At 65.5% G+C, this 25,303-nt stretch carries 26 protein-coding genes, 1 tRNA gene and 1 pseudogene; 6 read left to right on the top strand and 22 right to left on the bottom strand.

Annotated elements, in window-relative coordinates:
* Positions 1-10: 10 nt before the first annotated feature.
* The 8 genes from tssH to BM43_RS25685 form a co-directional block, all read right to left on the bottom strand.
* Complete coding sequence (gene tssH / locus BM43_RS25720) at positions 11-2,686, bottom strand: type VI secretion system ATPase TssH (RefSeq protein WP_036048458.1); 2,676 nt, start codon at positions 2,684-2,686, stop codon at positions 11-13.
* A gap of 76 nt (positions 2,687-2,762) precedes the next feature.
* A complete protein-coding gene (gene tssG / locus BM43_RS25715) occupies positions 2,763-3,860 on the bottom strand; it encodes a type VI secretion system baseplate subunit TssG (RefSeq protein WP_017918328.1) in 1,098 nt (365 codons plus the stop codon).
* Positions 3,824-5,662 carry a type VI secretion system baseplate subunit TssF gene (gene tssF / locus BM43_RS25710; RefSeq protein WP_036048462.1) on the bottom strand — a complete coding sequence of 613 codons (1,839 nt, stop codon included), beginning with the start codon at positions 5,660-5,662 and terminating at the stop codon, positions 3,824-3,826. The genes tssG and tssF overlap by 37 nt, the downstream gene beginning before the upstream one ends.
* Positions 5,663-5,739: 77 nt before the next feature.
* Complete coding sequence (gene tssE, locus BM43_RS25705; protein WP_013696466.1) at positions 5,740-6,222, bottom strand: type VI secretion system baseplate subunit TssE; 483 nt, start codon at positions 6,220-6,222, stop codon at positions 5,740-5,742.
* An 88-nt stretch (positions 6,223-6,310) separates the two neighbouring features.
* Entirely contained in the window at positions 6,311-6,814 is a 504-nt protein-coding gene (locus tag BM43_RS25700; protein WP_013696465.1) for an Hcp family type VI secretion system effector, read from the bottom strand.
* A 76-nt stretch (positions 6,815-6,890) separates the two neighbouring features.
* On the bottom strand, positions 6,891-8,381 hold the full coding sequence (tssC, locus tag BM43_RS25695; RefSeq protein ID WP_013696464.1) for a type VI secretion system contractile sheath large subunit: 1,491 nt from the start codon (positions 8,379-8,381) through the stop codon (positions 6,891-6,893).
* Positions 8,382-8,396: 15 nt separating this feature from the next.
* On the bottom strand, positions 8,397-8,915 hold the full coding sequence (gene tssB, locus BM43_RS25690; RefSeq protein WP_013696463.1) for a type VI secretion system contractile sheath small subunit: 519 nt from the start codon (positions 8,913-8,915) through the stop codon (positions 8,397-8,399).
* Positions 8,916-8,951: 36 nt separating this feature from the next.
* A complete protein-coding gene (locus BM43_RS25685; RefSeq protein WP_042284862.1) occupies positions 8,952-9,623 on the bottom strand; it encodes a tetratricopeptide repeat protein in 672 nt (223 codons plus the stop codon).
* Between the two features lie 373 nt (positions 9,624-9,996).
* Between BM43_RS25685 and tssJ the strand changes: the two genes are divergently transcribed.
* The 3 genes from tssJ (at position 9,997) to icmH (ending at position 12,843) form a co-directional block, all read left to right on the top strand.
* Positions 9,997-10,614 carry a type VI secretion system lipoprotein TssJ gene (gene tssJ, locus BM43_RS25680; RefSeq protein ID WP_036048466.1) on the top strand — a complete coding sequence of 206 codons (618 nt, stop codon included), beginning with the start codon at positions 9,997-9,999 and terminating at the stop codon, positions 10,612-10,614.
* 100 nt (positions 10,615-10,714) lie between these two features.
* Positions 10,715-12,061, top strand: coding sequence for a type VI secretion system baseplate subunit TssK (gene tssK, locus BM43_RS25675; protein WP_036048467.1), 1,347 nt, complete (start codon positions 10,715-10,717; stop codon positions 12,059-12,061).
* Positions 12,058-12,843, top strand: a complete 786-nt coding sequence (icmH, locus tag BM43_RS25670) for a type IVB secretion system protein IcmH/DotU (RefSeq protein ID WP_013696459.1) — start codon at positions 12,058-12,060, stop codon at positions 12,841-12,843. Before tssK ends, icmH begins: the two co-directional genes overlap by 4 nt.
* Positions 12,844-12,939: 96 nt before the next feature.
* Here the strand turns inward: icmH and BM43_RS25665 are convergent, their stop codons facing one another.
* Both BM43_RS25665 and yiaA read right to left on the bottom strand, forming a co-directional pair.
* Positions 12,940-14,124, bottom strand: coding sequence for a GGDEF domain-containing protein (locus BM43_RS25665; protein ID WP_036048468.1), 1,185 nt, complete (start codon positions 14,122-14,124; stop codon positions 12,940-12,942).
* A 386-nt stretch (positions 14,125-14,510) separates the two neighbouring features.
* On the bottom strand, positions 14,511-14,954 hold the full coding sequence (gene yiaA, locus BM43_RS25660) for an inner membrane protein YiaA (protein WP_036048469.1): 444 nt from the start codon (positions 14,952-14,954) through the stop codon (positions 14,511-14,513).
* A 625-nt stretch (positions 14,955-15,579) separates the two neighbouring features.
* Here yiaA and BM43_RS39415 point away from each other — a divergent pair.
* Together BM43_RS39415 and BM43_RS25655 are read left to right on the top strand one after the other, a co-directional pair.
* Positions 15,580-15,735: pseudogene (locus BM43_RS39415) on the top strand (hypothetical protein); the annotation flags it as partial.
* Positions 15,736-15,832: 97 nt separating this feature from the next.
* Entirely contained in the window at positions 15,833-16,117 is a 285-nt protein-coding gene (locus BM43_RS25655) for a LapA family protein (protein WP_036048470.1), read from the top strand.
* 90 nt (positions 16,118-16,207) lie between these two features.
* Here the strand turns inward: BM43_RS25655 and BM43_RS25650 are convergent.
* The 7 genes from BM43_RS25650 to BM43_RS25620 form a co-directional block, all read right to left on the bottom strand.
* Positions 16,208-16,283 (bottom strand) — tRNA-Thr (locus tag BM43_RS25650).
* 18 nt (positions 16,284-16,301) lie between these two features.
* Positions 16,302-16,802 carry a ClpXP protease specificity-enhancing factor gene (locus BM43_RS25645; protein WP_013696450.1) on the bottom strand — a complete coding sequence of 167 codons (501 nt, stop codon included), beginning with the start codon at positions 16,800-16,802 and terminating at the stop codon, positions 16,302-16,304.
* A 67-nt stretch (positions 16,803-16,869) separates the two neighbouring features.
* Positions 16,870-17,481, bottom strand: a complete 612-nt coding sequence (locus BM43_RS25640; RefSeq protein ID WP_012734444.1) for a glutathione S-transferase N-terminal domain-containing protein — start codon at positions 17,479-17,481, stop codon at positions 16,870-16,872.
* 95 nt (positions 17,482-17,576) lie between these two features.
* Entirely contained in the window at positions 17,577-18,335 is a 759-nt protein-coding gene (locus BM43_RS25635) for a cytochrome c1 (protein ID WP_036052886.1), read from the bottom strand.
* A gap of 22 nt (positions 18,336-18,357) precedes the next feature.
* Positions 18,358-19,740: a cytochrome b gene (locus tag BM43_RS25630; protein WP_013696448.1), complete on the bottom strand. Its 1,383-nt coding sequence runs from the start codon at positions 19,738-19,740 to the stop codon at positions 18,358-18,360.
* Entirely contained in the window at positions 19,740-20,360 is a 621-nt protein-coding gene (gene petA, locus BM43_RS25625) for a ubiquinol-cytochrome c reductase iron-sulfur subunit (RefSeq protein WP_013696447.1), read from the bottom strand. Before petA ends, BM43_RS25630 begins: the two co-directional genes overlap by 1 nt.
* Positions 20,361-20,580: 220 nt before the next feature.
* Positions 20,581-21,327: a Nif3-like dinuclear metal center hexameric protein gene (locus BM43_RS25620; protein ID WP_036048471.1), complete on the bottom strand. Its 747-nt coding sequence runs from the start codon at positions 21,325-21,327 to the stop codon at positions 20,581-20,583.
* 21 nt (positions 21,328-21,348) lie between these two features.
* Between BM43_RS25620 and BM43_RS25615 the strand changes: the two genes are divergently transcribed.
* The gene (locus BM43_RS25615; RefSeq protein ID WP_013696445.1) at positions 21,349-22,557 is read left to right on the top strand and encodes a Do family serine endopeptidase; all 1,209 of its coding nucleotides are present in this window, start codon (positions 21,349-21,351) and stop codon (positions 22,555-22,557) included.
* Positions 22,558-22,715: 158 nt separating this feature from the next.
* On the opposite strand, the gene tatC is transcribed toward BM43_RS25615, so the two are convergent.
* From tatC to BM43_RS25590, 5 genes are all read right to left on the bottom strand, one after another.
* Positions 22,716-23,495: a twin-arginine translocase subunit TatC gene (gene tatC / locus BM43_RS25610; RefSeq protein ID WP_013696444.1), complete on the bottom strand. Its 780-nt coding sequence runs from the start codon at positions 23,493-23,495 to the stop codon at positions 22,716-22,718.
* A 47-nt stretch (positions 23,496-23,542) separates the two neighbouring features.
* A complete protein-coding gene (tatB, locus tag BM43_RS25605) occupies positions 23,543-24,097 on the bottom strand; it encodes a Sec-independent protein translocase protein TatB (RefSeq protein ID WP_013696443.1) in 555 nt (184 codons plus the stop codon).
* A gap of 26 nt (positions 24,098-24,123) precedes the next feature.
* A complete protein-coding gene (gene tatA / locus BM43_RS25600) occupies positions 24,124-24,363 on the bottom strand; it encodes a Sec-independent protein translocase subunit TatA (RefSeq protein WP_013696442.1) in 240 nt (79 codons plus the stop codon).
* A 115-nt stretch (positions 24,364-24,478) separates the two neighbouring features.
* The gene (locus BM43_RS25595) at positions 24,479-24,844 is read right to left on the bottom strand and encodes a histidine triad nucleotide-binding protein (RefSeq protein ID WP_013696441.1); all 366 of its coding nucleotides are present in this window, start codon (positions 24,842-24,844) and stop codon (positions 24,479-24,481) included.
* 25 nt (positions 24,845-24,869) lie between these two features.
* A complete protein-coding gene (locus BM43_RS25590; RefSeq protein ID WP_013696440.1) occupies positions 24,870-25,277 on the bottom strand; it encodes a DUF4870 family protein in 408 nt (135 codons plus the stop codon).
* Between the last annotated feature and the right edge of the window lie 26 nt (positions 25,278-25,303).

Raw genomic sequence — 25,303 nt, 5'->3', positions numbered from 1 at the left:
GAACGACAGCTTACTCCACCGTGTACTCGAATTCGCCGGCCTCGCTGGCGCGCACCGCGATGCGCTTGAGCGCGGTGCCGTCGGCGAGCCGCTCCAGCACGTGGCCGGCGATCTCGGGCAGCAGCGTGCCATTGAGGATGTGGTCGACGTTGCGGGCGCCCGAATCGACCTCGGTGCAGCGCGCCAGCACCGCCTCCACCAGCGACTCGTCCCACTCGAAGGCGGCCTTGTGGTTGGCTTCGATGCGGCGGCGGATGCGATCCAGCTTCAGCTCGATGATCTCGACCAGCACCTCGTCCGAGATCGGGTAATAGGGCACCACCTTCATGCGGCCCAGGAAGGCCGGCTTGAAGGCCTTGTAGAGCGCCGGGCGCAGCGTCTCGGCGAGCGCGTCGGGGTCCGGCAGCTCCTCTTCCGGCTTGTTCAGGCAGGCCTGCATCACCTGGCTCGAGCCGACGTTCGAGGTCAGGATGATCAGGGTGTTGCGGAAGTCGATCTCGCGGCCCTCGGCGTCGTCCATCGCGCCCTTGTCGAACACCTGGAAGAACATCTCCAGCACGTCCGGGTGAGCCTTCTCGACCTCGTCGAGCAGCACCACCGAATAGGGATTGCGGCGCACCGCCTCGGTCAGCACGCCGCCCTCGCCGTAGCCGACGTAACCCGGCGGCGAGCCCTTCAGGCCCGACACGCTGTGCGCCTCCTGGTACTCGCTCATGTTGATGGTGACCATCTTGCGCTCGCCGCCGTAGAGCACGTCGGCCAGCGCCAGCGCCGTCTCGGTCTTGCCGACGCCCGAGGGCCCGACGAACATGAACACGCCGCGCGGCTTGTTCGGATCCTCCAGCCCGGCGGTGGCGGTGCGCACGCGCTGCGCCACCGCGTCGAGCGCGTGGTCCTGGCCGATCACGCGCGCGCCGAGCAGGGCATTGAGATTCATCACGGTCTCGATCTCGTCCTTGACCATGCGCCCGAGCGGGATGCCGGTCCAGGCCGCGACGATCTCGGCCACCACGTGGCCGTCGACCTGCAGCGGCACCATCGGCTCGACGCCCTGCAGGGCCGCCAGCGCGGCGATACGCTCGGCCAGCTCGGCGCGCACCGCGTCCTCGTCGATGCGTTCGCCCTCGGCCGAGCCCTCGCGCGCCGCGTCGATCCTCGCGCGCAGCGCGACGATCTCGGCCACCACCGCCTGCTCCTCGGCATAACGCCGCCGGGCCGTCTCCAGCGCGGCCACATCGGCCTCGCGCGCCACCCGCAGCACCGCCAGCCGTTCCTCGTGCGAAGCGCCGCCGGCCACCTCGCGCTCCAGCGAGGCGATCTCGGCGTCGGTGCGCTCCAGGCGCTTGCTGGTGTCGTCGATCACGGCCGGCGTCGCGCTCTGCGCCAGCGCAACCTTCGCGCAGGCGGTGTCGAGCACGCTGATCGCCTTGTCGGGCAGTTGCCGGCCGCTGATGTAGCGATGCGAGAGCCGCACCGCCTCGGTGATCGCGTCGTCGAGGATGCGCACGTTGAAGTGGCGCTCCATCAGCCCGGCCATGCCGCGCAGCATGGCGGCCGCCAGCGGCTCGCTGGGTTCCTCGATCTTGACCACCTGGAAGCGCCGCGCCAAGGCGGCATCCTTCTCGAAGTACTTCTTGTACTCGCTCCAGGTGGTGGCCGCGATGGTGCGCAGCTCGCCGCGCGCCAGCGCCGGCTTGAGCAGGTTGGCCGCATCGTTCTGCCCGGCCTGGCCGCCCGCGCCGATGATGGTGTGGGCCTCGTCGATGAACAGGATGATCGGGTGCGCGCTCTTCTTGACCTCGTCGATCACGCTCTTCAGGCGGTTCTCGAACTCGCCCTTCACGCTCGCGCCGGCCTGCAGCAGGCCCATGTCGAGCACGTGCAGCGCCACGCCGGCCAGAGGCGGCGGCACGTCGCCGGCGGCGATGCGCAGCGCCAGCCCCTCCACCACGGCGGTCTTCCCGACCCCGGCCTCGCCGGTCATGATCGGGTTGTTCTGGCGGCGCCGCATCAGGATGTCGATCGCCTGGCGAATCTCGGCGTCACGGCCGATCACCGGGTCGATCTTGCCTTCCCTGGCGCGCTGCGTGAGGTTGGTGGTGTAGGTGTCGAGCGCGGGCGTCTTCGACGGGCCGCCCGCGGCGCCGGCCGCCGCCTCGGCCGCCACGTCGGTCTGGTCGCCGGCGCCGGCATCGGCCTCGCGCGGCTCGGCCTCGTTCGAGCCGGCCGTGATCTCGTCGAACTTGTGCTTGAGGTCGGTCACGCGCACGCGCGCGAACTGCGGCGACATGCGCTGCGCGAACTGCGCCAGGTCGGGCGCGCTCAGCAGCGCGAGCAGCAGGTGGCCCGAGCGGATCCGCCCGATCTGCGCGTCCAGCGAGGCGATCAGCCAGGCCTGCTCGAACAGCTCGCTCAGGTGCACCGAGAACACCGGCGTGCGCGTGTTGCCGCGCTTGAGGCTCTCCAGCTCGCGTTCGAGGTCGGCGCGCAGCGCATGCGGATCGACGCCGCTGGCGCGCAGCACCACCGGCATGTCGCCGCTGGTCTCGTCGAGCAGCGCGACGAACAAGTGCTCGAGATCGACCTCGTAGTGGCCGCGCGCGAAACACAGGCTCGCCGCGCGTTCGGCCGCCTTGCGGCAGGTCGGGTTCAGTTTCGCAATCAGGGTCTTGAGTGGCGTGCTCATGAGGTCGGTCGCTCTCGGGTTCGCTCGGTGTTGGTTCGGTGTTGTTGCTTGGCTTGGGCCCGGTGCGGGCCGCCGCTCAATGGATCACATGCAGTTCGTAGCGCGCGTCGGCGCGATCGCGCTCGGCCTCGTGGGTGCAGAGGAAAGCGTCCCAGCCGAGCCGCCCGCCGCTGCCGAGGATGGTCGGGCCGACCTCGGCGCGCTTGAGCACCAGCGAGATCTCGTATTCGAGCGTGATGCCGGCCAGCAGCGTCAGCATGCGCTCGAGTGCGATGGCGCGATCACCACCGGGCAGGAAGGCCTCGTAGTCGCGCTTGGACAGCGGCCCCACCACCAGCCGGGCGCGCATGTCGCGCTGCCAGACCCGCTCGCCGACCAGCGCGGTCGCGCCCAGCGTGGCATTGACCTCGCCCAGCACGCTCAGTTGGTCGGGCGGCACGTCGTACCACTTGCCGACGAACTGGTCGACGCGGATCGACACCTGGAAATAGTCCGACAAGGTGCGCTGCAGGTAGGCGGCCGACACCGGCCGATGGCGCGCGGCCAGCGCGTAACCGGCGATGGCCTCGTCGATCACCGCACCCTTGCCTTCCTGCATGGCGCGCCGCGCATCGGGATTCGACACGCCGGCCAGCGACAGCAGCAGCGGCAGGTAGCGCTCGTCGCGGTCGAGCTCGTAATGCAGGGGCAGGCGGTACTTCTTCCAGGCCGAATAGAACAGCGCGGTGGCGCGGTTCGAGAACACGTCGAAGAAGGCGCGCGCGGCGTGGTCGCGCTTCAACTGCTCGCGCGCGATGATCTGCTCGGTGTAGTGATGCGGCAGCGCGCCCTGCCCGCCCAGCAGCCCGAAGAAGGCCGGCACGATCTCGACGCGGTCGACCTGCTCGTCCTCGACGGCGGCGCGATGCGCCTCCTCGTCCACCCGCTCGCCGGCCGCGTCGAAGGACTGCGCGCGCTCGATCTCGCTGGGCGGGAAACCGAGCGACAGCGAGTTGCGGAACAGCACCCGCCGCTCGACGATCTCGCCGGGGCGCAGCGCGTCGGGCTTCTCCGGGTCGCGCCGGGCGAACCAGGTTTCGAGCAGCCGCACCGCCTGGAAGAACTCGAAGCGATACGGCTCGTCGAGGAACTGCTCGACTACGCCAGGATCGATTCGCCGCTGCGCGGTTTGCATCGCATGATCTCCTCGCCGGTGCGCTTGGACACGACGATCAATTGGACAAAGCTGTTGAGGTGGACGTAGAGGCCGAAGAAGGCGTCGAGCATCCGCACGAAGGACGCCAGGCTGGTGCCGACGAAATGCTCCTCGTCGATCGTCAGGCGGATCTCGATACCGCGCACGAAGGTCGCGAAGGGCTTGCCGGGCAGCCATTGCACGGCACCGCGCTGCTCGATCGCCACCAGCCCGTCGATATGCCGGGTCGAGACCGCCGAGCGGCGCAGGTCGTAGAGCGTGAGCAGTTCCTTGAGCGGCGCCAGGCCGTCGTTGGCCAGCGACACGTGGTTCAGCGCCAGGTGCGAGATCAGCCGCCAGTGGGCGGCGCGCCCGCGCGCGAAACGCACGCTGGGGCTGGGCCGGCGCAGCATCGTGATGTCGCCGAAATCGGCGCCGCCGTCGGCGAACAGGTCGCCGCCGGCCAGGCCGGTGGCCAGCCCCGCCGGCAGGTCGCGGTTGGTGCAGGTCAGGCGCAGGCTCAGCGTGTCGGTCTGCGGCGCGGAAGGCTCGAAGTCGATGTCGACGATCGAGATCTCGGTCTCGTAGCCGGGGCTGTGCTGGGCCACCCAGTCGTTGCGGCGCGCGAACCAGTAATGGCCGACATGCCCGGCCTCGCCATGGTGCAGCGAATAGAAGGGCCGGAACTCGACCACCGATTCCTCGTGCGCGGTCTGGCGCACCAGGTGCACCGAATCGATCGAATAGACCTCGTAGGCGAAGGCGCGGCGCGCCTCGGCGATCACCGGGTAGGAAACGCTCTGGTGGTCGATGCGGATCGGCTCGCCGTTCTGCTTGAACAGGTTGACCACCGGCGTGCAGAACAGGCGCAGGTGGGTCGCGCTCAGCATGTCGAGCAGCCGCGCCACGTGCGAGTCGCTGCGCACGTCGGCCAGCACGATGTGCAGGGTCAGGCGGTGGCAGGGGCCGGCGCGGCGCGTCATCGCGGCCAGGTCGAAATCGACGAAGTCGAACTTGTCGGGGAACGCGAAGTATTCGGTCAGCAGGCGGTAGGCCGGGTGCGAGCGCGACGGGTAGTCGATCAGCGCGTCATGCTCCTCGAAGCCGGCCTGGGTGACGGGCGAGCTGCGCAGCGCGGTCCAGCGGCCGTTGCGCTCGGGCTCGACATAGGTGGCGAGCGTGTTGATGAACAGGCAGTCGGCCAGCGCGGCGACGAAGGACTGCTCGCCGTGCAGGTGGGCGCGCAGCGTCTGCAGCTTGAGCCCGGCCAGGTCGAACTGCGGCGCCATCGATTCGAAGGTGATCGAGATCACGCCGGTGGCGTTGCCGGGCAGCACGGTGGCGGCCGGCGCGGCGGCGATCGAGGAATAGCGCGCCTCGGAGATGCGGATCGGCGCGATCGTCACGTCGTAGGCGGTGCGGAACTGGCATTGCACGCCACGGATCGCGCGGCTCTTCAGCTCGGTGCCGCGCGCCACCCGATGCGGCGCGGTCTGCTGCGAGACGTTGGCGCTCGGCGTGAACTGCGCGATCGAACAGGACGGGAACGAGCGCAGGTAGTGCGGATACAGCACGTCGACCAGCGCCTCGGTGAATTCCGGGTAGTCGTCGTCGAGCTTCTTGTTGATGCGCGCGCCCAGCAGCGCGAAGGACTCGATCATGCGCTCGACGTGCGGGTCGTCGCAATGCTCGCCGGTCATCGCCAGGCGCGCGGCGATCTTCGGGTAGCGTCGGGCGAATTCGTGCGAGTACCGCCGTAAAAACGATAATTCGCGCTCGTAGTACGGCAGCAACTCTTCCATCGATGTTCCCCGAGGGCGCCCCTCGCGGGGCTGATCGTCACCGCGTCAGGCAGCCCGCGCGGCGATCCGGATTGATGTCAAACCTTGGCGGCGCGTCCGCGCGTCACCGAGTACTGCAATGTGGACGGCTGCAGCATCGCGTCGAAACTGACGGGCTCCTGCGCCGGATGCACGACCAGCATCGCGCGAATCGCGAAATTCAGCGAATTGGTGGATTGCTCGTTCAGTTCGAACGATACCGCCACCTGCCGCAGGCGCGGCTCGTGCCGGTCGATCGCCTGCTGGATCGACTTGCAGATGAAGGCGCGGTCGTAGTGGCTCGCGAGGCTCAGGCCCGCGAAATCGTTGAGGCCGTAGGTCAGCACCGATTGCTGGCATTCCGGCAGCGCATGGAGATCTTCGTCGGTCAGGGCGATGCGCGTGTTCAGGATCGACTCGACATCGCGGGCGACCGTGCTTTTCAGCTCGTCCAGCGACAATTGCCGCATCGCGGGCGAGGCCGGCTGATGCGGTTCGTCGTCGAACAGCTTGTCGAGGAAACTCGGCTCGAAACGTTTCATGGAACGGCGGGGCTACACAACGGCTGATGCTGGACGACCGGGGCAAAACGAAAGACGGGGCACCGCGTGCCCCGTCTTCGTCACGCGCTCAGACCGCGTAGGTCTTGTCGTTCTTGGTCAGGCTCCAGGCGCCCTGCGTGTTGCCGCCCTGGTTGCCGCCGATGTTCTGCTTGGTCTGCTTCCATTGCACGGCAGCGTACTTCAGCGAGAACTGCTCGACCGGCAGGCCTTCGGTCTGCACGCTCGGCGTGACGCTCGAGATGATCACGTACTTCAGCTTGATCTCGAGGTACTTGACGCGCTTGCCTTCGCCGTCCGAACGCATGAAGTCGATCGAGACTTCATCGAAGGTGGTGCCGCCCGACGCGTGCTGGTACAGCAGCGGGCTGGCCATGTCGAGTTCCTTGGTGAACACCATGTCGCTGTGTTCGCAACGCTCGGCCGTGTGGCCGCCCGAGGTCGACGAGGTCGCCGAACGCGGTTGCGTGACCGACCAGTCCCAGGACTTGAGCTCGATCCAGTTGGCGTGGTCCTTGTCCTGCGATTCGCCCTTGATCGCCGGATTCCCGAAATTCAGATAGATATCTAACATGACGCTTCGACTCCCCAAAGAGGTGGTTTTCAACTCCTACCCGAGCGGCCCGCCCGAGCGACTTCTACTCAATCGCTTATGAATTTGCCGATTTGGGCAGATCCGCGACCAGGCGCAGCGAGATCGACAGCTCGTCGAGTTGGAAGTGCGGACGCAGGAACGCGACCGAACGATACGAACCCGGCTTGCCCGGAATCTCGGACACCTGCACGGATGCTTCGCGCAGCGGAAACTGCGCTTTCTGTTCCTGCGTCGCGTTGTCGTCCAGCAGCACGTACTGGGAGATCCAGCGATTCAGGAAAGATTCCACGTTCTGCGCGGAGGCGAAGCTGCCGATCTTGTCCCGCATCATCGCCTTCAGGTAGTGCGCGATGCGCGACACCGAGAAGATGTACTGGAGTTGAGCGGACAGCACGGCGTTCGCATTCGCGCTATCGGTATTGTATTTTTTGGGTTTCTGGACCGATTGCGCGGCGAAGAAGGCCGCATAGTCGGAGTTCTTGCAGTGCACCAGCGGGATGAAGCCGAGGTCGCTCAGCTCCTTCTCGCGACGGTCGGTGATCGCGATCTCGGTCGGGCACTTCAGCGCGATCTCGCCGTCGTCGGTCTTGAAGGTGTGGGTCGGCAGGTCTTCCACCAGGCCCCCGCCCTCCACGCCGCGGATCGCCGCGCACCAGCCGAAGTCGTCGAAGGCGGCCGTCAGGCGCGCCGCGAACGCCCAGGCGGCGTTGCACCACAGGTACTTGGAGTGGTCGGTACCGTCCACGTCCTCGACGAAGTTGAAGCTCTCGGCGGTCTGGCCGTCCTTCGGATGGAACGGCAGGCGGCCCAGGAAGCGCGGCAGGGTGAGGCCCACGTAGCGCGAATCCTCGGCGTCGCGGAACGACTTCCACTTCGCGTACTCGACGGTATCGAACACCTTGCCGAGGTCGCGCGGCTTGCCCAGGTCGGCGAACGACTCCAGGCCGATCAGCTCGGGCGCGGCCGAGGCGATGAACGGCGCGTGCGCGGCCGCGGCCACGTGCGACATCTGCTCGATGAAGTACATGTCCTCGGGCTGGCGCGAGATTTCGTAATCGCCGACCAGCGCGCCGAACGGGGCGCCGCCGAAGGTGCCGAACTCTTCCTCGTAGACCTTCTTGAACAGCGCGCTCTGGTCGAACTCGGTGGCGGCCTTGAAGTCGCGCACCAGCTCGCGCTTGGGCGCGTGCAGGGCCTTGATCTTGATGGTCGAGCCGGTATTGCTCTCCGAGACCAGGTAGTCGAGGCCGCGCCAGGTGCCCTCGAGCTTCTGGAATTCCGGCGCATGCATCACCGCGCTCATCTGCGCGGAAATGAGCCGGTCGAGTTCGGCGACGCGCGCGTCGATGGTCGCCGAGAGGTTGTCCGACACGATCACCGTGCCGTCGAGCACCTGATGCACGAGTTCGCCGATCAGGTCCTTGGCGCGCGCGTGCTCCGATTGCGATTTCGCGACCTTGCTCTTCTCGACGATCTCGTCGAGCAGCGAGGTTTCGGCGCCCTCGAGCGCACCGGCCTGTTGGGCCGCAGCCGTTTGCTGATTCATCTCACACCCCGTAGCTTATTCGCCCTCTTTGTCGCCGCCGCCCGACTGCTTCGCGAGCGCCTGCAACTGCTGCGTGTTGCTGAGCACTTCGCTCAGCAGGTCCTCGAGCTTGTCGTTGCCGGCCAGCTTGTTGCGCAGGTCGGCCAGCTTCGAGCGCGCCTCGATCAGGCGGCGCAGCGGTTCGATCTGGTTGACCACCTGGTCCGGATCGAAATCGTCGAGCGAACGGAACTTGAGGTCGACGGCGAACTTGCCGCCTTCCTCGCTGAGTTTGTTCTCGACCTGGTAGGCCGCGCGAGGCTCGATCGCCTTCATCACGTCGTCGAAGTTGTCGCGATCGATGTTGACGAACTTGCGGTCGCGCAGCTTCGGCATCTCGACCTCGGACTGACCGGCCAGGTCGCCGACCACGCCGACCACGAACGGCAGTTCCTTCACCTCGATCGCGTCGCCGCGCTCGACTTCGTAGGTCAGCTGCACACGGGGCGGCCGTACCTTTTGCAGGCGCTTCTGGATACTTTCTTTTTTCGCCATGACGGCTCCCGATAACGTGTGGTGGTTGAGGCGCGCTTAACGCAGCGCGCTGAACGGGTCGCCCCCGCCCTTGGCCGGCGCCGCCGCGGCGGGCTTGGCCGGGGCCGGGGCCGGTGCCGCGGGTGCGGCCGGCGCGGGTGCCGACGAATCGGCGGCAGGCGCCTGAGCCGGTGCTGCCGCGGCGCGCTTGCGGTAGATCTTGTGGCGCTTGACGGCCGGTTTCTGGGCCTGCTGCTCGGGCGGGAACAGCGCGTCCTCGCCGAGCGTGTCGCGCAGTTGCTTGGCCAGCGCCTGCGCGTCGGACTTGGCATCGCCGGCCAGCGAGGCATCCTGGCGCAGCTCGCCCAGCGACTCGGTGGCGATGCGCAGGCCGGCCACCGCCAGCACGCTCTTGGACTGGCGGTCGCTGTTGTCGCGCTGCAGCGCTTCCTGCGCCGCCACGATCGCCTGGCCGTAATGGCCCTGCTGGAACTGGATCTGCGCGATGCGGGCCCAGGGCTCCTCGCGCGTCGGGTCGGACTTGGCCAGTTGCTGGTAAAGGCCGATCGCCTTGTCCTGGTCACCCGCCTTGGCCACCGCGTCGGCGTCGTCGAGCGACTTGTTGAATGCCTCGGGCGTCGGCGGTGCCGGCGGCTGCGTCGCACAGCCGGCCACCACGCCACATGCCACCACTACTGCGGAAAATCTTGCGAACAGTCGGTCTTTCATCGTTTTATCACCGGGCGCGGAGTTTTAAATCGTTGAGATTCAGTAGTTTTGCTTTGGTACAAGTGCGCGGGTATAGTACCGATCAATTTTTCATAATTCAATGACCATGCGGCGAGAAGCGATTTAAATCGTCGGCGAAGGCCGCCGGACACGGCTTGACGCAATCCGCCCGGGCAATCGGATAGTAATGGGATTGGCAACATTTACTTAAAAACTCGTAAATGCGACAAAATTGAAGAAAATTTTTCCGAACACATGAAAGGGAGTCGCGGGGGCTTCAACAACTGGGACGCCCGCGCCATTCACACCGAAAAACCACGCGCTACGCCAGGCATTTCTGACAGGATCCGACTCTGGTCGCCCTCGATTCACGATGACTCCGTCCTTTCCCCGCTTCGCGCTGCCGCTCGTGGCCTGCGCCTTACTGGCAGGCTGCGCCGCGGCCGTGCCGCTGCTCGGTTCGGCCGGCAGCACGGCCCTGCAGATGGTCGGTCTCGGCAAGCCCGAGGTACCCGACGCGCAGAAGCCGCCGCGCAATTTAGGCATTACCCTCTACGCGGCGCCGAACCTCAACGCGGCCAATGACAATAAGCCGCTGGCGCTGGTGGTGCGGCTCTATACGCTGAAGGACCCCACCTCGTTCCAGCAGGCGCCGTTCGACGCCTTCACCGATCCGGCCAAGGAGAAGGCCGCGCTCGGTGCCGACCTGCTCGGCGTGCGCGAGGTCACCCTGATCCCGGGGCAACGCTACAACGCCACCGAGAAGGTCTCGCGCGAGGCGCAGGCGTTCGGCATCGTCGCGCTGTTCCGCAGCCCCGCGATGCAGCGCTGGAAGCTGGCTTTCGACCCGGCAAAATCGGAGAAATCCGGCATAATCATCGGCCTGCACAACTGCGCGATGACCGTGACGGATGGCAGCGTGATTGCGCCGCAGCAGGGTATGCCGGCCCAGCAGCTGAATATGCTCTCATCAGTCAGCTGCGGTAATTAATGACTCGACGACGATTCAAGCTCGATTAAAGAAGTTTGACAGTTATATGAATCAGGGCGCGATTAACCGAACCGCATCCTAATCACATTCAAGGTTTGACATGAGTTATTCGGCCAAGGTGCTGTGGGGTGAAGGCCTGTTTCTGAGGCCGCAGCACTTTCAACGCCAGGACGCGTATCACGAGGCGCGCCTGTTCGAGTCGCTGCAGGCGATCCAGCCTTACAACTGGGGCGTGCGCTCGGTGAAGCTCGACCGCGACGCGATCAGCAGCAACGTGCTGCGCCTGTCGGAGCTGTCGCTGATCTTCCCGGACGGCGCGCTCTACTCCGCGCCGCAGGCCGACGACCTGCCGCCGCCGGTGGCGCTGGACACGCTGCCCGAGGGCATCAACGATTTCACCTTCTACCTGGCCCTGCACCCGCTGCGCGAGGCCGGCTCGAACTACGTCGAGGACGCCGAGGGCGGTTTCCTGAGCCGTTTCACCAGCGACAACGCGCCGGTCGCCGACCAGTTCACCGACGCGGCCGACGCCGACATCACCTTCCTGAAGACCAACGTCAAGCTGATCGCCCACAGCGAGCCGCGCGACCAGTTGCTGGCGATCCCGCTGGTACGCGTGCGCCGCACCGCCACCTCGGGTTTCGAGTTCGACGACAGCTTCGTGCCGCCGTGCCTGGCGATCGAGGCCTCGGGGGTCCTGATGCAGCGGCTGCGCCAGCTGATCGACGCGCTGCAGGCCAAGGTCAACGCGCTGTACGGCTTCCACCGCGAGCCGACCAAGAACATCATCGAATTCCGCTCGGGCGACATCGCCTCATTCTGGCTGCTACACACGGCCAATGCCGCGTTCGCCTCGCTCGCCCACCTGTACCAGCATTCGGCGCTGCATCCGGAGCGGCTGTTCCAGGAACTGCTGCGCCTGGCCGGCCAGTTGATGACCTTCTCGAAGTCGTACGCGCTGGCCGACCTGCCGGCCTACCGGCACGACGATCCGGGCCCGCCGTTCGCGCGCCTGGACACCATGCTGCGCGAGCTGCTCGAGACCGTGATCTCGACGCGCTACTTCGCCATCACGCTGGAGGAGGTGCGGCCCTCGTTCCATATCGGCCGCCTCGATTCCGGCAAGATCGACGACAAGACCGAGTTCTACCTGGCCGTGTCGGCCGACATGCCCTCGGTCGAGCTGGTCGACGCGGTGCCGGCGCGTTTCAAGGTCGGCGCGCCCGACGATGTCGACAAGCTGGTGCTGTCGGCCATGCCGGGCGTGCGCCTGTCCTACACGCCGCAGGTGCCGCCCGCGATTCCGGTGCGCCCGGGCGCCTGCTACTTCGCGCTCGATGCGCGCAGCCCGCTGTATGAGCGGATGCTGCAATCGCAATCGGCGATGATCTACGCGCCCTCGGGCATCAACGACCTCAAATTCGAACTGATCGCCGTCACATCATGAGCTACGCGCCCTCCCTGTTCGGCGGCACCACGCCGCCCCCCGCCCCGCATTCGGCCTCGTCGACCGACGCCAGCTTCCAGGCGCGCTCGCTGCTCGACCTGCTCTATGACGGCTTCTTCATGATGTTCCTGCTGAAGAACGGTCGCGAGCCCGGCGAAGCGAACGAGTTCCGCACGCGAATCCAGGAATTCCTGGCCGATTTCGAGCGCGGCGCGAAGAAGCTCAATGCCGGCGCCGACGACGTCTACGCCGCCAAGTTCGCGTTCTGCGCGGCGATCGACGAGGCGGTGCTGTCCTCGCAGTTCAAGGTGCGTGCCGAGTGGGAGCGCCGCCCGCTGCAGCTGGTGCTGTTCGGCGAGCAACTGGCCGGCGAGAAGTTCTTCCAGTACCTGGAGGAATGCCGCGCGCACGGCGTGGCGCGCCTGCAGTCGCTGGAGGTGTTCCACATGTGCCTGCTGCTGGGCTTCCAGGGCAAGTACCTGCTCGAGGGACCGGAGAAGCTCGCCTACCTGACCGCGCGGATCGGCGACGAGATCGCCCAGATGAAGGGCAAGCGCGCGCCTTTCGCGCCGCATTGGGCGCTGCCCGACCAGATCGCGCACCGCCTCAAGCGCGAGGTGCCGCTGTGGGCGATCGGCGCCGTGTTCGCGCTGGTCGGCCTGCTGGCCTTCGTGGGGCTCAACGCCTATCTGCGCGATCACACGCTGAAGGCGCTGGCGCCCTATTCGCAGATCATCAAGGTCGGGCCGGAATCGGCCAACCTGACGATCTCGCTGCCCTGAGTCTCCCATCCTAGCGCGGGGCGCGCCCGACACGGGCCGCCCCGCCGTCTTGCAGCACCGCCCCTTCCTTTCGGATTCCTTCCCGCGCGCGGCGCCTCAGTCCTGCTCGACCAGCATGTTCGTCTGCACGCGTCCCGAGTGCAGACAGACGCGGTTGCGTCCCGCCACCTTGGCGTCGTAGAGCGCCTGGTCGGCACGCGCCGCCAGTTGTTCGAGCGTTTCGCCGGGCTGGCGGCTGGCCAGGCCGCCGCTGGTGCTGTACGAACAGAGGCCGGTGGTGGTCACCACTTCGTGCCGACTCACCTCGTCGCGCAGGCGCTCGGCGATGCGGTAGGCATCGGCCAGCGTGGTATTCGGCAGCAGGATCGCGAACTCCTCGCCGCCCAGACGCCCGAGCGCATCGCCGCCGCGCAGCCGGCTGCGCATCAGGTCGGTGAATTCGCGCAGCACGTTGTCACCGCCGGCATGGCCGTAGGTATCGTTGATGGACTTGAAGTGGTCGAGGTCGACCAGCAGCAGCGAGAGCGGCTTGCCGTTGAGCTCGGCATCCTCGACGCGCGCCCGCGCGACGAACTCGAAGCGCTGTCGCGACAGCGCGCCGGTCAGGAAATCATGGTCGATCACCTGGCGCGCCTCGCGCTGCAGCGAATCGTGCACCAGCAGGATCGCGCACATCGACATCACCGGCATGATCGCCGCGCCCACGCCCAGCAGCAACACATTGGCGGTGGCCGCGAGCTGGCTCGCCTGCATGGCCTCGGGCAGCAGCACGAAACCGGCGCCGCGCGCGAGCTGGCTCAGCGCGAAGATGATCGCGAGCGCGGCGGCGGCCAGGTAGGGATAGCGCGACTGACCGGTTCGTCGTCGCAGCAGCACCACGGCGGCAATCGCGATGCACACCGCGCCGCTGAACAGCGCCGTGATCGCCACGCGCATCGGCAGGCTGTCGACCGCGTAACGCCAGTAGGTCAGTGCCGGCAGCGTCAGCGCGGTGAGCAACGCGAGCCAGGGCCAATGCGGGGGAATCTTCAGGAAGCGCGCGTAGCCGGCGTAGAGCGTCACGCCCGAGAGCAGCAGCAAGCCATTGGCGATCACGATCGACAGCAGGTCCGGCACCAGGCCGCGCGCGAGAATCAGCGCCAGCGACACCGACAGCATCACGTTCGCGGCAAACCATTCGCGCACGCCCGCCGCCTGGGTACGAGCCAGAGAGCCGAGCAGCACGAGCGTCAGGAGCCCGAACAGTGCGGTAGTAGCCAGAGCAACGGTGACGGCGGACATGGCAGGTGCGGAAACTCGGCACGGCGTCGGACTGCACGTCGTACTCGGACGGATCGACAGGCGAAGTCCGGAATTTAACAGTTTCGGACCAAGCGAAATGTGAAATAGGATGGCATGAGGCCATGCGCCAATCGTATCGACATGACGATCGGCTGGTGCGCGCGATTCGATCCAGCTTACGAAAGTGAATCGGTGCGGCGAGGGAAACGTTTAATCGGGAAGTTTCGTGCTCCGGCAATTCCAGGTGGATCGGCCGATCGCGCGAGAAAATCGCGGGTTTTCGGCAGGCATCGCGAAGCCCCGCGATGAAAACGCGGGCCCGGCGATTTTCCGGAAATGTGACCGACGCGGCACATCGCGCACCGCGTCGTATCGAAGGAAAGCGTTTATTCCTGCAGCGGGGGCAGCGCTTCTCCGTCGCGAAACTCCGGCCGCGCGGCCTGGATATCGCGCGTGTTCTTCTGCACCGCGATCGCGCCGAACAGGGCGAGCAGGAAGGCCATGCCGTAGAAGCCCTTCTCGCTGGACGCGAGCGTGGCATTGAACAAACCGATCCCGAGCAGGGCCACCGCCAGCAGCGTCGCGATCCAGCACAGGCCGTAGTAGATGCCGGTCACGCGCAGCCCCTCCACACGGTCGCGCACGCTCTTCTGCAGCGAGACCGCCGCGAACAGGCCCAGCACCAGCACGGTGAAGTAGTAGCCCTTCTCGTTGAGCTGCATGCCGGCGTTCCAGAGGCCGAGCAGGTAGGCGACGACGCCGGCCAGCAGCGCGGCCCACGAGGCGGCGATGAAGGCGAACGAGGGTTGCTGCGTGGTGGCTTGGTTCATGGTGAGTGTCCTCGGATTGTTATTCGGATGTGCCTTCGGCACCTCGTTTCGCGGTGGATGCGATGGCGAGGTCATATGGTAATGAAACCGCGTAGGAAGGCAAAGGATTTGAAGGGGCGCGGGTGGATGATTGGGGGTTTATGGCCTGGATGTCGATGTCGTGCCTGGTCTCGACTCGCGAATTCATTTTTAATCAATCGACCTGGATCCACGCTCATTCATTTCATCATTATCGAAACCTCCACGGCAAGTTACCCACCTCCGGAATCCATGTATTACATAGACTTTGGAGAATTTTCACATCGAATTTTCGATCGCGATTTCCGAATTTCAAGCATTCTTCGATGAATGAATTTGTTATCTCCTCATCGGATCCATTCGCAAAATTATCGATAACCTTGGCCCACATTCGCTTGCCTGTTTTCGCGGCAATCTTCATTTTTCGATCCGGGTACGCAGGCCATCGATCGATATAAATTCGCTGCCGACACAAGGCATGGTGTCGCACCAAGCAGAGCCAGCTTGCCGTGTATGCGATTTCCGATGGAAGATAGCGCGGACCTAAAAGCGCTGGCAGCCGCAACGCCCAGCCACTATTGCTGAGAGCAAAGGATACCGACCACCCATGCCCGTCGAATGCACGGTCGTCCTGAACAAGCATCGCAACGACGGGAAAATCGACGACGTCACTGTCATCAGCGGCATCCGGCGGGCATATTTCCGGCTGCATCCGGTTGGCCGCTTCCGCGAAAGCGACGGCTGCATCACCCTGCCGAGCCTGGCGCGATTCACCAGGTTGCGCGCCTTTCTCGAGGCGCAACCGACATTCGACGTGCCTGGGACGAAGTTGAAGGCATATGGCGCCGGGTCACGGTCCGATGAAAATCATTGCCCGATTCGTGCTCGCGCTGCTGCTGACGCTGCCCATTTATGCAGGCGTCACGGCGATACCCTGGTTGTCACACTGGTTCAACGATGGCGCCGGCTGGGATGTGGTCGCACCGACCTTACGCGTGCTCGGCTCGGAAGGCGGGGAGCAAAGCGATGACTTTCTTCTTGGCTCGCTGCTCGCGATCAGTTTTGTACTGGCGTTGATCGCGTCGTGGATCGTGTTTGCACTGTTCGGCTGGATCGTGCGTCGATCGCACCGCCGCGACGCGTGAGTTGTAGCGAAGGGATTGAAGCGGATCAGCCGAGGGCGTTCCAAAAACGACAAAGGGTTACGCGGACATCACGTAACCCTTTGATTTATTTGGTGCCGGCTGCAGGACTCGAACCCGCCACCTGATGATTACAAATCAACTGCTCTACCAGATGAGCTAAGCCGGCGTAGCCGCAGATTCTACCTCATTTCACGATCTTGAGGCGGGGTCGGTTGCTCTTTCCCGAGGCACCGCCATCGTCGTCGGGCGACGAGGCAGGCACATCCGCGCCTTCCGACGGCTCGGCCGCCTCTCGCGCCGCTTCGTCGGCCGATGCCGGCGCAGCTTCGGCGACATCGTCCTCGATCGCCGACTCGCCAGGCTCGTCCGCGGTGGCGTCGACCTGGAAGGCCATGCCCTGCCCGTTCTCGCGCGCGTAGATCGCCAGCACGTTGGCGACCGGCACCTCGAGCTTGTGCGCCTTGCCCGAGAAACGCGCCGTGAACTCGATCCATTCGTTGCCCATCTGCAGCGCGCTGGTCGCCTCGAAGCTGATGTTCAACACGATCTCGCCGTCGCGCACATACTGCCGCGGCACGCGCGTCGAATTGTCGACGCGCACCGCGATGTGCGGCGTATAACCGTTGTCCGTGCACCATTCGTACAACGCGCGCAGCAGATACGGTTTGGTGGAAGTCTCTTGCATCACAGTCCTCGTACGGGCACGAACGCGGCGGCTCGCCGCCGCGCGCGTACCGATGGCCGCAGGGCCGTTAACGACGCATCACCTTTTCCGAAGGCGTCAGCGCCTCGATATACGCCGGGCGGCTGAAGATACGCTCGGCGTACTTCATCAGCGGTGCCGCGTTCTTCGACAGCTCGATGCCGTAGTGATCCAGACGCCACAGCAGCGGCGCGATCGCGACGTCGAGCATCGAGAACTCCTCGCCGAGCATGTACTTGTTCTTGACGAAGATCGGCGCGAGCTGGGTCAGGCGATCGCGGATCGCCAGGCGTGCCTTCTCGTGGTTCTTCTCGGCCGCCTTGCCCTTCTCGTTCTCGAGCGTGCTGACGTGGACGAACAGCTCCTTCTCGAAGTTCAGCAGGAACAGGCGCGCGCGCGCACGCTGCACCGGGTCGGCCGGCATCAGCTGCGGATGCGGGAAGCGCTCGTCGATGTACTCGTTGATGATGTTCGACTCGTACAGGATCAGATCACGTTCGACGAGGATCGGCACCTGACCATAGGGATTCATCACGGCGATGTCTTCGGGCTTGTTGAACAAGTCCACATCGCGAATCTCGAAGTCCATGCCCTTTTCGAACAGCACCAGCCGGCAGCGCTGGGAGAAAGGACACGTCGTGCCGGAATACAGAACCATCATAATTTGCGTTTCCTCAAAAAAGCCGAGGGCCGACGCGCGGACAAACCTGCCAGCAGGTCTCTCCTTGCGCCGGCCCCACGCCGGTCTTGGCGTGTTTACTTGATATCTTTCCAATACGCGGCATTCAGCCGCCACGCGAAAAAGCTCAGGATGCCGAGGAACATCAGCACCCAGACGCCGACGCGCTTGCGGGTCTGCTGCTCGGGCTCGGCCATCCAGCCCAGGTACGCGACGAGGTCGGCCACGGCCGCATCATAATCCACCGACGATAGCGTGCCAGGCGTGACAGTCTGGAATCCGACGAGCTTGTGTACCTTCTCGCCCGTTTCCAGGTCCTCGACATCCTCGTATTTCGCGGTGCGCTGCCCCTGCAGTTGCCAGAGCACATGCGGCATGCTGACGTTCTCGAACACCGCGTTGTTCCAGCCGGTCGGCCGCGTGTCGTCGCGGTAGAAGCTGCGCAGGTACGTGTAGAGCCAGTCGCGCCCGCGAGCCCGCGCCTCGACCGAGAGATCGGGCGGCGTCACGCCGAACCAGCTCTTCGCGTCGTCCGGCCGCATCGCGACGCTCATCGTATTGCCGACCTTGTCCGTCGCGAACAGGAGATTCGCCTCGATCTCCTTCTGGGAAATCCCCAGATCCGTCAGACGGTTGTAGCGCATCAGGTTGGCGCTATGGCAATTCAGGCAGTAGTTTACAAACAATTGCGCGCCATGCTGCAGGGCAACGAGATTTTCCGCGTTATCGGGCGCCCGGTCGAGCGGAAAATTACCTTCGTCGGCACGCGCCGGGCCCATCGCCAGTGCGAGCGATGCGGCCCCGATCAGCAGGAACGTCTTCAGCAGCGTCCTCATCATCGTGTTCTCCTCGCTCGCATTAATGGGGCCGGAAATTGACGCGCTCGGGCGGACGCTTGAACGTGCCCAATCGGGTCCAGAACGGCATGCCCAGGAAGAACGCGAAGTAGATCAGCGCGCAGAACTGTGCGATCAGCGTCTTGGCCGGCGACGGCGACTGCGTGCCGAGGAAGGCGAGCGTGAAGAAGGCGAGGACGAAGATCCCCAGGAACACCTTGTGGAAGGTCGGCCGGTAGCGGATCGACTTGACCGGGCTGCGGTCCAGCCAGGGCAGGAAGAACAGCGAGACGACCGCCGAGCCCATCACCACCACGCCCCAGAACTTCGATTCGGTCAGCGCCATGAAGACCACCAGCGCGGCGGCCAGCACCGGCAGCCCGATCCGCCATTTGCCGCGCGCGCGCAGCAGCGCGACGATGCCGAGCAGCACGATCACCACCATCAGCACGATCTTGAACGGGTCGGTGGTGGCGCGCAGCATCGCGTAGAAGGCCGTGAAGTACCAGACCGGCGCGATCTCGGGCGGCGTCTGCAGCGGGTTGGCCGGGATGAAGTTGTTGGCCTCCAGGAAGTAGCCGCCCATTTCCGGCGCGAAGAACACGATCAGCGCGAAGATCATCAGGAACACGCAGACGCCGAGGAAATCGTGTACCGAGTAATAGGGGTGGAACGGGATGCCGTCGAGCGGAATGCCGTTCTCGTCCTTCTTCTCCTTGATCTCGATACCGTCCGGGTTGTTCGAGCCCACCTCGTGCAGCGCCACCAGGTGCGCCACCACCAACCCCACCAGCACCAGCGGGATCGCGATCACGTGGAAGGCGAAGAAGCGGTTCAGCGTCACGTCGGACACCACGTAGTCGCCGCGGATCCAGAGCGAGAGGTCGGGGCCGACGAAGGGGATCGCCGAGAACAGGTTCACGATCACCTGCGCGCCCCAGAACGACATCTGGCCCCAGGGCAGCAGGTAGCCGAAGAAGGCCTCGGCCATCAGGCACAGGAAGATCGCGCAGCCGAAGATCCACACTAGTTCGCGCGGCTTGCGGTACGAGCCGTAGAGCAGGCCGCGGAACATGTGCAGGTAGACCACCACGAAGAACATCGAGGCGCCGGTGGAATGCATGTAGCGGATCAGCCAGCCCCAGGGCACCTCGCGCATGATGTACTCGACCGACGCGAAGGCCAGCGTCGAGTCGGGTTTGTAGTTCATGGTGAGGAAGATGCCGGTGACGATCTGGTTGACCAGCACCAGCAGCGCCAGCGAGCCGAAGAAGTACCAGAAGTTGAAGTTCTTCGGCGCGTAGTACTCGGTCACGTGCTTCTTGATCGAGGCCGTGAGCGGGAAGCGCTCGTCGATCCAGCCGATGAAGCCCGTCGTGGAGACATTCTTGTTATCGGTCGCCATCACGCTTCTCCTTTCTCGTCCTTGCCGATCACCACCGTGGTGGCCGAGGTGAACATGTAAGGCGGAATATCGAGATTCTGTGGCGCCGGCTTGTTCTTGAAGACGCGACCGGCAAGGTCGTAGGTCGAGCCGTGGCAGGGACAGAGGAAACCGCCCGGCCAGTCGTCGGGCAGGTTCGGCTGCGGGCCGGGCGTGAAGCGCGAGGTGGGCGTGCAGCCCAGATGCGTGCACACGGCCAGCACGACGAGGATGTTCTTGTGGTCGGTGCGCGAGCGATACTCGTTGTCGCAGTACGCCGGCAAGGGCATCGAATACGGGCTCTTGGTCTTGGGATCGGCCAGTTCCGGATCGGCCTTCTTCACGTCGGCGAGCATCGCGTCGGTGCGGTTCAGGATCCAGACCGGCTTGCCGCGCCAGGCCACGGTGACGAGTTCGCCGGGCTTGAGCGCGCTGATGTCGACCTCGACCGGCGCGCCGGCCGCCTTCGCCTTGGTCGACGGCGCGAGCGACGCCGCGAACGGTATGACCGTGGCGACACCACCGACACCGCTTGCTACGGATGTCGCAATCAGCCAGGTACGGCGGCCGCTGTCGACGCGTTTCTCTTCTTTATCTCGCATCTCACGCCCCACTTCTGAGTTGGATTCACCGTCACGACTTCGCATACCGCCGCTAGTGTGCGCGAACGGGGGTCCGATTTTCAAGGCCTGAATCTCGAAATCGACCAGAAGTCATTGATCGACAAGGGTTTTCCCCCATCGCCGATCGATGTTTCCACCTCAGTTGTTAAGCGAACGCTTCATACCGTTTCGTGGGTGCGCCGCCGCATTTCCACCGCTTTCAGACCGGGTTGGGGATGTCGATGAAGGTGTGCTCGAGGCCGAAATGCTCTGACAAATGGCGGCCCAGCGCCTGGATGCCGTAGCGCTCGGTGGCATGGTGCCCCGCCGCAACGAAGGCCACCCCGCTCTCGGCCGCCGCATGCGTGACGAATTCGGAGGCTTCGCCGGTCAGGAACACGTCGGCGCCGGCCTCGATGGCGGCGTCGAAATAGCTCTGCGCGCCGCCCGTGCACCAGGCCACGCGACGCAGTAGCTGGTCCGCGTCGCCGAGCACCAGCGGCGTGCGCCCCAGCGTGTTCTCGACCTTGGCCGTGAAGTGCTCCAGCGAGACCGCCATCGGCAGGGTCGCCATCCAGCCCAGGCCGTGCTCGCCGAAATAGCTGTCGGCCATCAGGCCGAGCCGCGCGCCGAGCTGCGCGTTGTTGCCGAAATCGGGATGGGCGTCGAGCGGCAGGTGGAAGGCGAACAGGTTCAGCTCGTTGGCCAGCAGCAGCTTCAGGCGCTGGTACTTGCGGCCCGTCACCTGCGGCGCCTCGTTGCGCCAGAAATAGCCGTGGTGGACCAGCACCGCGTCGGCCCCCCATTCGACCGCGCGCTCGAGAAAGGCCAGCGAGGCGGTCACGCCGGTGGCGATGCGCTCGATGCGGCGGCGGCCCTCGACCTGCAGCCCGTTCGGGCAGTAGTCCTTGAAGCGCGCAATCTCGAGGGTATTGTTCAAGTACAATTCGAGTTCGATCCGGTCCATATATTCCCCTAATATCTTCAAATGCTTAGACGCTTCTGGCTGTTCTTCGCACAGGCTGTGACGGTACTGCTCGCGCTGATGTTCATCGTCGCGACCCTCAAGCCGCAGTGGCTACAGCGACAGGGGCAACTCGGCAAGCAGCTGGCGGCGCCGATCGTCGCGCTGCGCGAGGTGGCGCCCGGCGTTGGCGGCGCGCCCGCGCAGGCCTCGTATGCGGATGCCGCGCAGAAGGCCATGCCGGCCGTGGTCAACGTGTTCTCGAGCAAGGACGGCTCGCTGCCGCCCGATCCGCGCGCCAAGGACCCGCTGTTCCGCTACTTCTTCGGTGACCGCAATCCGCGCCGGCAGCAGGAGGAGCCCGCCTCGAATCTCGGTTCGGGCGTCATCGTGAGCCCGGAAGGTTACATTCTAACGAACCAGCACGTGGTGGACGGCGCCGACCAGATCGAGGTCGCGCTGGCCGACGGCCGCACCTCGACGGCCAAGGTGATCGGCAACGATCCCGAAACCGACCTGGCCGTGCTCAAGATCAACATGACCAACCTGCCGACCATCACCCTGGGCCGTTCGGACCAGGCGCGCGTCGGCGACGTGGTGCTGGCGATCGGCAACCCGTTCGGGGTCGGCCAGACCGTCACGATGGGCATCATCAGCGCGCTCGGCCGCAACCACCTCGGCATCAATACCTTCGAGAACTTCATCCAGACCGACGCGCCGATCAATCCCGGCAACTCGGGCGGCGCCCTGGTCGACGTGAGCGGCAACCTGCTCGGCATCAACACGGCGATCTACTCGCGCTCGGGCGGCTCGCTCGGGATCGGCTTCGCGATTCCCGTGTCGACCGCGCGCACCGTGCTGGAGAGCATCATCACCACCGGCGCCGTCACGCGCGGCTGGATCGGCGTCGAGCCGCAGGACCTCACGCCCGAGATCGCCGACTCCTTCGGGCTGCAGCAGAAGAGCGGCGCGATCGTCGCCGGCGTGCTGCAGGGCGGCCCGGCGGACAAGGCCGGCATCAAGCCCGGCGATATCCTGACCACGGTCAACAACGAGCCGATCACCGACACCACGCGCCTGCTCAACGTGGTCGCGCAGATCAAGCCGGGCACGCCGACCCAGGTCGAGGTGGTGCGCAAGACGCGCACGTTCACGGTGACGGTGGTGATCGGCAAGCGCCCGCCGCCGCCCAAGCAGGCGCTCGACGACCAGAACAACGACGACGCGGAGTAAGCGGGGCGCCCGGCACCCGCGGTCGCCAAGGCGACCCGGCAATGGGCGGGCGAGCCGGCAGCCTCCTCGTCGGAGCGGCCCGCATCAAGCAAAAAGGACAGCCCTCGGCTGTCCTTTTTTCATTGCCCTGAACGGGCCGCGTCGAGAACCTCGCCAGCTCAGCCCGCTGCCTGCGACTCCTCGTCGGCGGCCGGCTTGTTGCCGACGAAGATCCGCGCCGCCAGCAGGCCGATCTCGTAGAGCACCACCAGCGGCAGGGCCAGCATCAACTGCGAGAACACGTCGGGGGGCGTGACCACGGCCGACACCACGAAGGCGCCGACGATCACGTAGGGCCGGATCTCCTTGAGCTTCTTGAGCGGCAGCACGCCCATGCGGACCAGCAGCACCACCACCACCGGCACCTCGAAGGTGACCCCGAAGGCGAGGAACATTCCCAGCACGAAGCTCACGTAGTTGTTGATGTCGGTGGACATCTCGGCGCCGAGCGGGGCGTTGTAGTGCGCCATCACGCGAAAGATGGTCGGGAACACCACGAAGTAGGCGAAGGCCATGCCGCACAGGAACAGGAAGTAGCTGCTGCTCACCAGCGGCATCACCAGCCGCTTCTCGTGCTGGTAGAGGCCCGGGGCCACGAAGGCCCAGATCTGGTAGAGCACGATGGGCAGCGCGATCACCAGCGCCACCAGCATCGTGACCTTCATCGGCACGAAGAACGACCCGGTCACGTCGGTGACGATCATCTTGCCGTCCTTGGGCAGGTTCTGCATCAGCGGCCGCGCCAGCAGCCGGAAGATGTCGGGCGCCCAGTACACCAGCCCGACGAACACCACGAGCACGGCCGCGCCGGCCCGCACCAGGCGGGTACGCAGTTCGACGAGATGGGAGATGAAGGTTTCTTCCCGGGCTTCTTCCGGGTTGTGCTGGGGGTCGCTCACACCGGCCCTCGATGGATGTGATGGGCGCGCGCGATCATCGTGCGCGGTCAGAAGAAACGCGTGGGCCGGCGCAGGCTGGCCGGCTGGTGGCGCGCCACGCGCGCGGCCCCCGACTGCACGTGCGTGCGGCGCGTGGTGGCGCGCTTGTACCAGGTGGGCGTGGCGCTCTGCTTGATGCGCCAGTTGCGGCGCTTGGGCGTGAAGGTGGCGCTGATCGGGCTGCCCTGCCAGGCGTGGGTGGAGCTGTCGTAGGGATCGTAGGACGAGCCGGCCCCGACCGACACGGGCCCCGCCGAGGCGCCCGATTCACCCGAGACGGCCGAGCTCCAGGCATCGTTGAGCTCGGTTTCGTGCTGGCGCAGATTGTCGTGGATGGTGGTCTCGACATTGCGCGCCGCGCTCTCGAAGTCGGTCTTCATGGTGCGCAGCGCATCGAGTTCGATCTCGCGCGACACCTCCGCCTTCACGTCGTTGATATAGCGCTGGGCGCGCCCGAACAGCGCGCCGGCGGTGCGGGCCACGCGCGGCAGGCGCTCGGGACCGAGCACCACCAGCGCGACGACGCCGATCAGCGCCATCTTGGAAAGACCGAGATCGAGCATCGCGGCGTCCTGTCAGCGCGAGGCGATCACGCCTTGTTCGAATCGGAGGAACGCGTCGCTTCCTTCGCGTCGACGTTCACCGAGCCCGTGCGCGGCAGTTGCTGCTGCGCGTCGGCCGGCGTTTCGTCTTCCTGCTTCATGCCGTCCTTGAAACCCTTGACCGCGCCGCCGAGGTCGCTGCCGAGATTGCGCAGCTTCTTGGTGCCAAACACCATCACGACGATCACCAAAACGATCAGCCAGTGCCAAATACTCAATCCGCCCATGATGCCACTCTCCTCAACCTCGCCGCCGCGGCGGCGCTAACTGCCGGCGGCGCCGGCATCCGTTACGTTTCCCTTGCGCGGCACGGCGACATGCGACGCATGCCGCGCACCCCGTTCAACCCATCCGCTTCCACGGGCGCGGCCCGGCAAGCAGGTGCGCGTGCAGGTGGTAGACCTCCTGCCCGCCGCCCGGGCCCGTGTTCAGCACGGTCCGGAATCCCGTTTCGCCACCCGTGTAGGCGCAACCGAGCTGTTCGGCCAGGCGCGCGACGAGGACCAGCATTCTACCAAGCAGCGGCGCGTCTTCCGCGCCCGCCGAGGACAGCGTCGGCAGGTGCCGGCGCGGGATCACCAGCACGTGCGTCTCGGCCGCCGGGTTGATGTCGCGGAACGCGACGAACTCCTCGTCCTCGTGCACCTTGCTGCTCGGGATCTCGCCCGAGGCGATCCTGCAGAACAGGCAGTTCGGATCGTGACTCATCTCGCTCCCGGCGCGCCGCCCGCCCTCAGAACCATGCCTGCGGATCGAGCGGCTTGTTGTCGTTCAGGTACAGCCAGCCCTTGATGATACGGTACAGCGTCCAGACCCAGACCACGCCCAGGATGAAAAATCCGACCACCACGAAGATCAGCGCGAAGCCGATCAGGTAGAGGATCAGCGCGCGCCAGAAAGTGCGGATCTGCCACTCGAAATGCGCCTGGTAGCGGGTGCCGACCACGTCCGGGCGCTTCACGTAGTTGATGATGATCGCGATCAGCCCGGTGATGCCGCCCGTCAGCCAGTGGATCGCGTACAAACCGTACAACACGTGGGTGAGCGTGCGCAGCGACTGCTCGCGTTCGCTCGACAGGCCGCCGCCCGGATAATTGGCCGGAACCGCTGCGCCACCGGGCTGGATCGAAGGTTCGTCCATGATGCTACCTCCGTTTGATGACATGA

Origin of the sequence: Burkholderia gladioli, from assembly GCF_000959725.1 — a bacterium.
In the GTDB taxonomy this organism is placed as follows: Bacteria; Pseudomonadota; Gammaproteobacteria; order Burkholderiales; family Burkholderiaceae; genus Burkholderia; species Burkholderia gladioli.
Note: the sequence above shows the minus strand (reverse complement) of the source record. Positions and strands in the feature narration are given on the sequence as shown.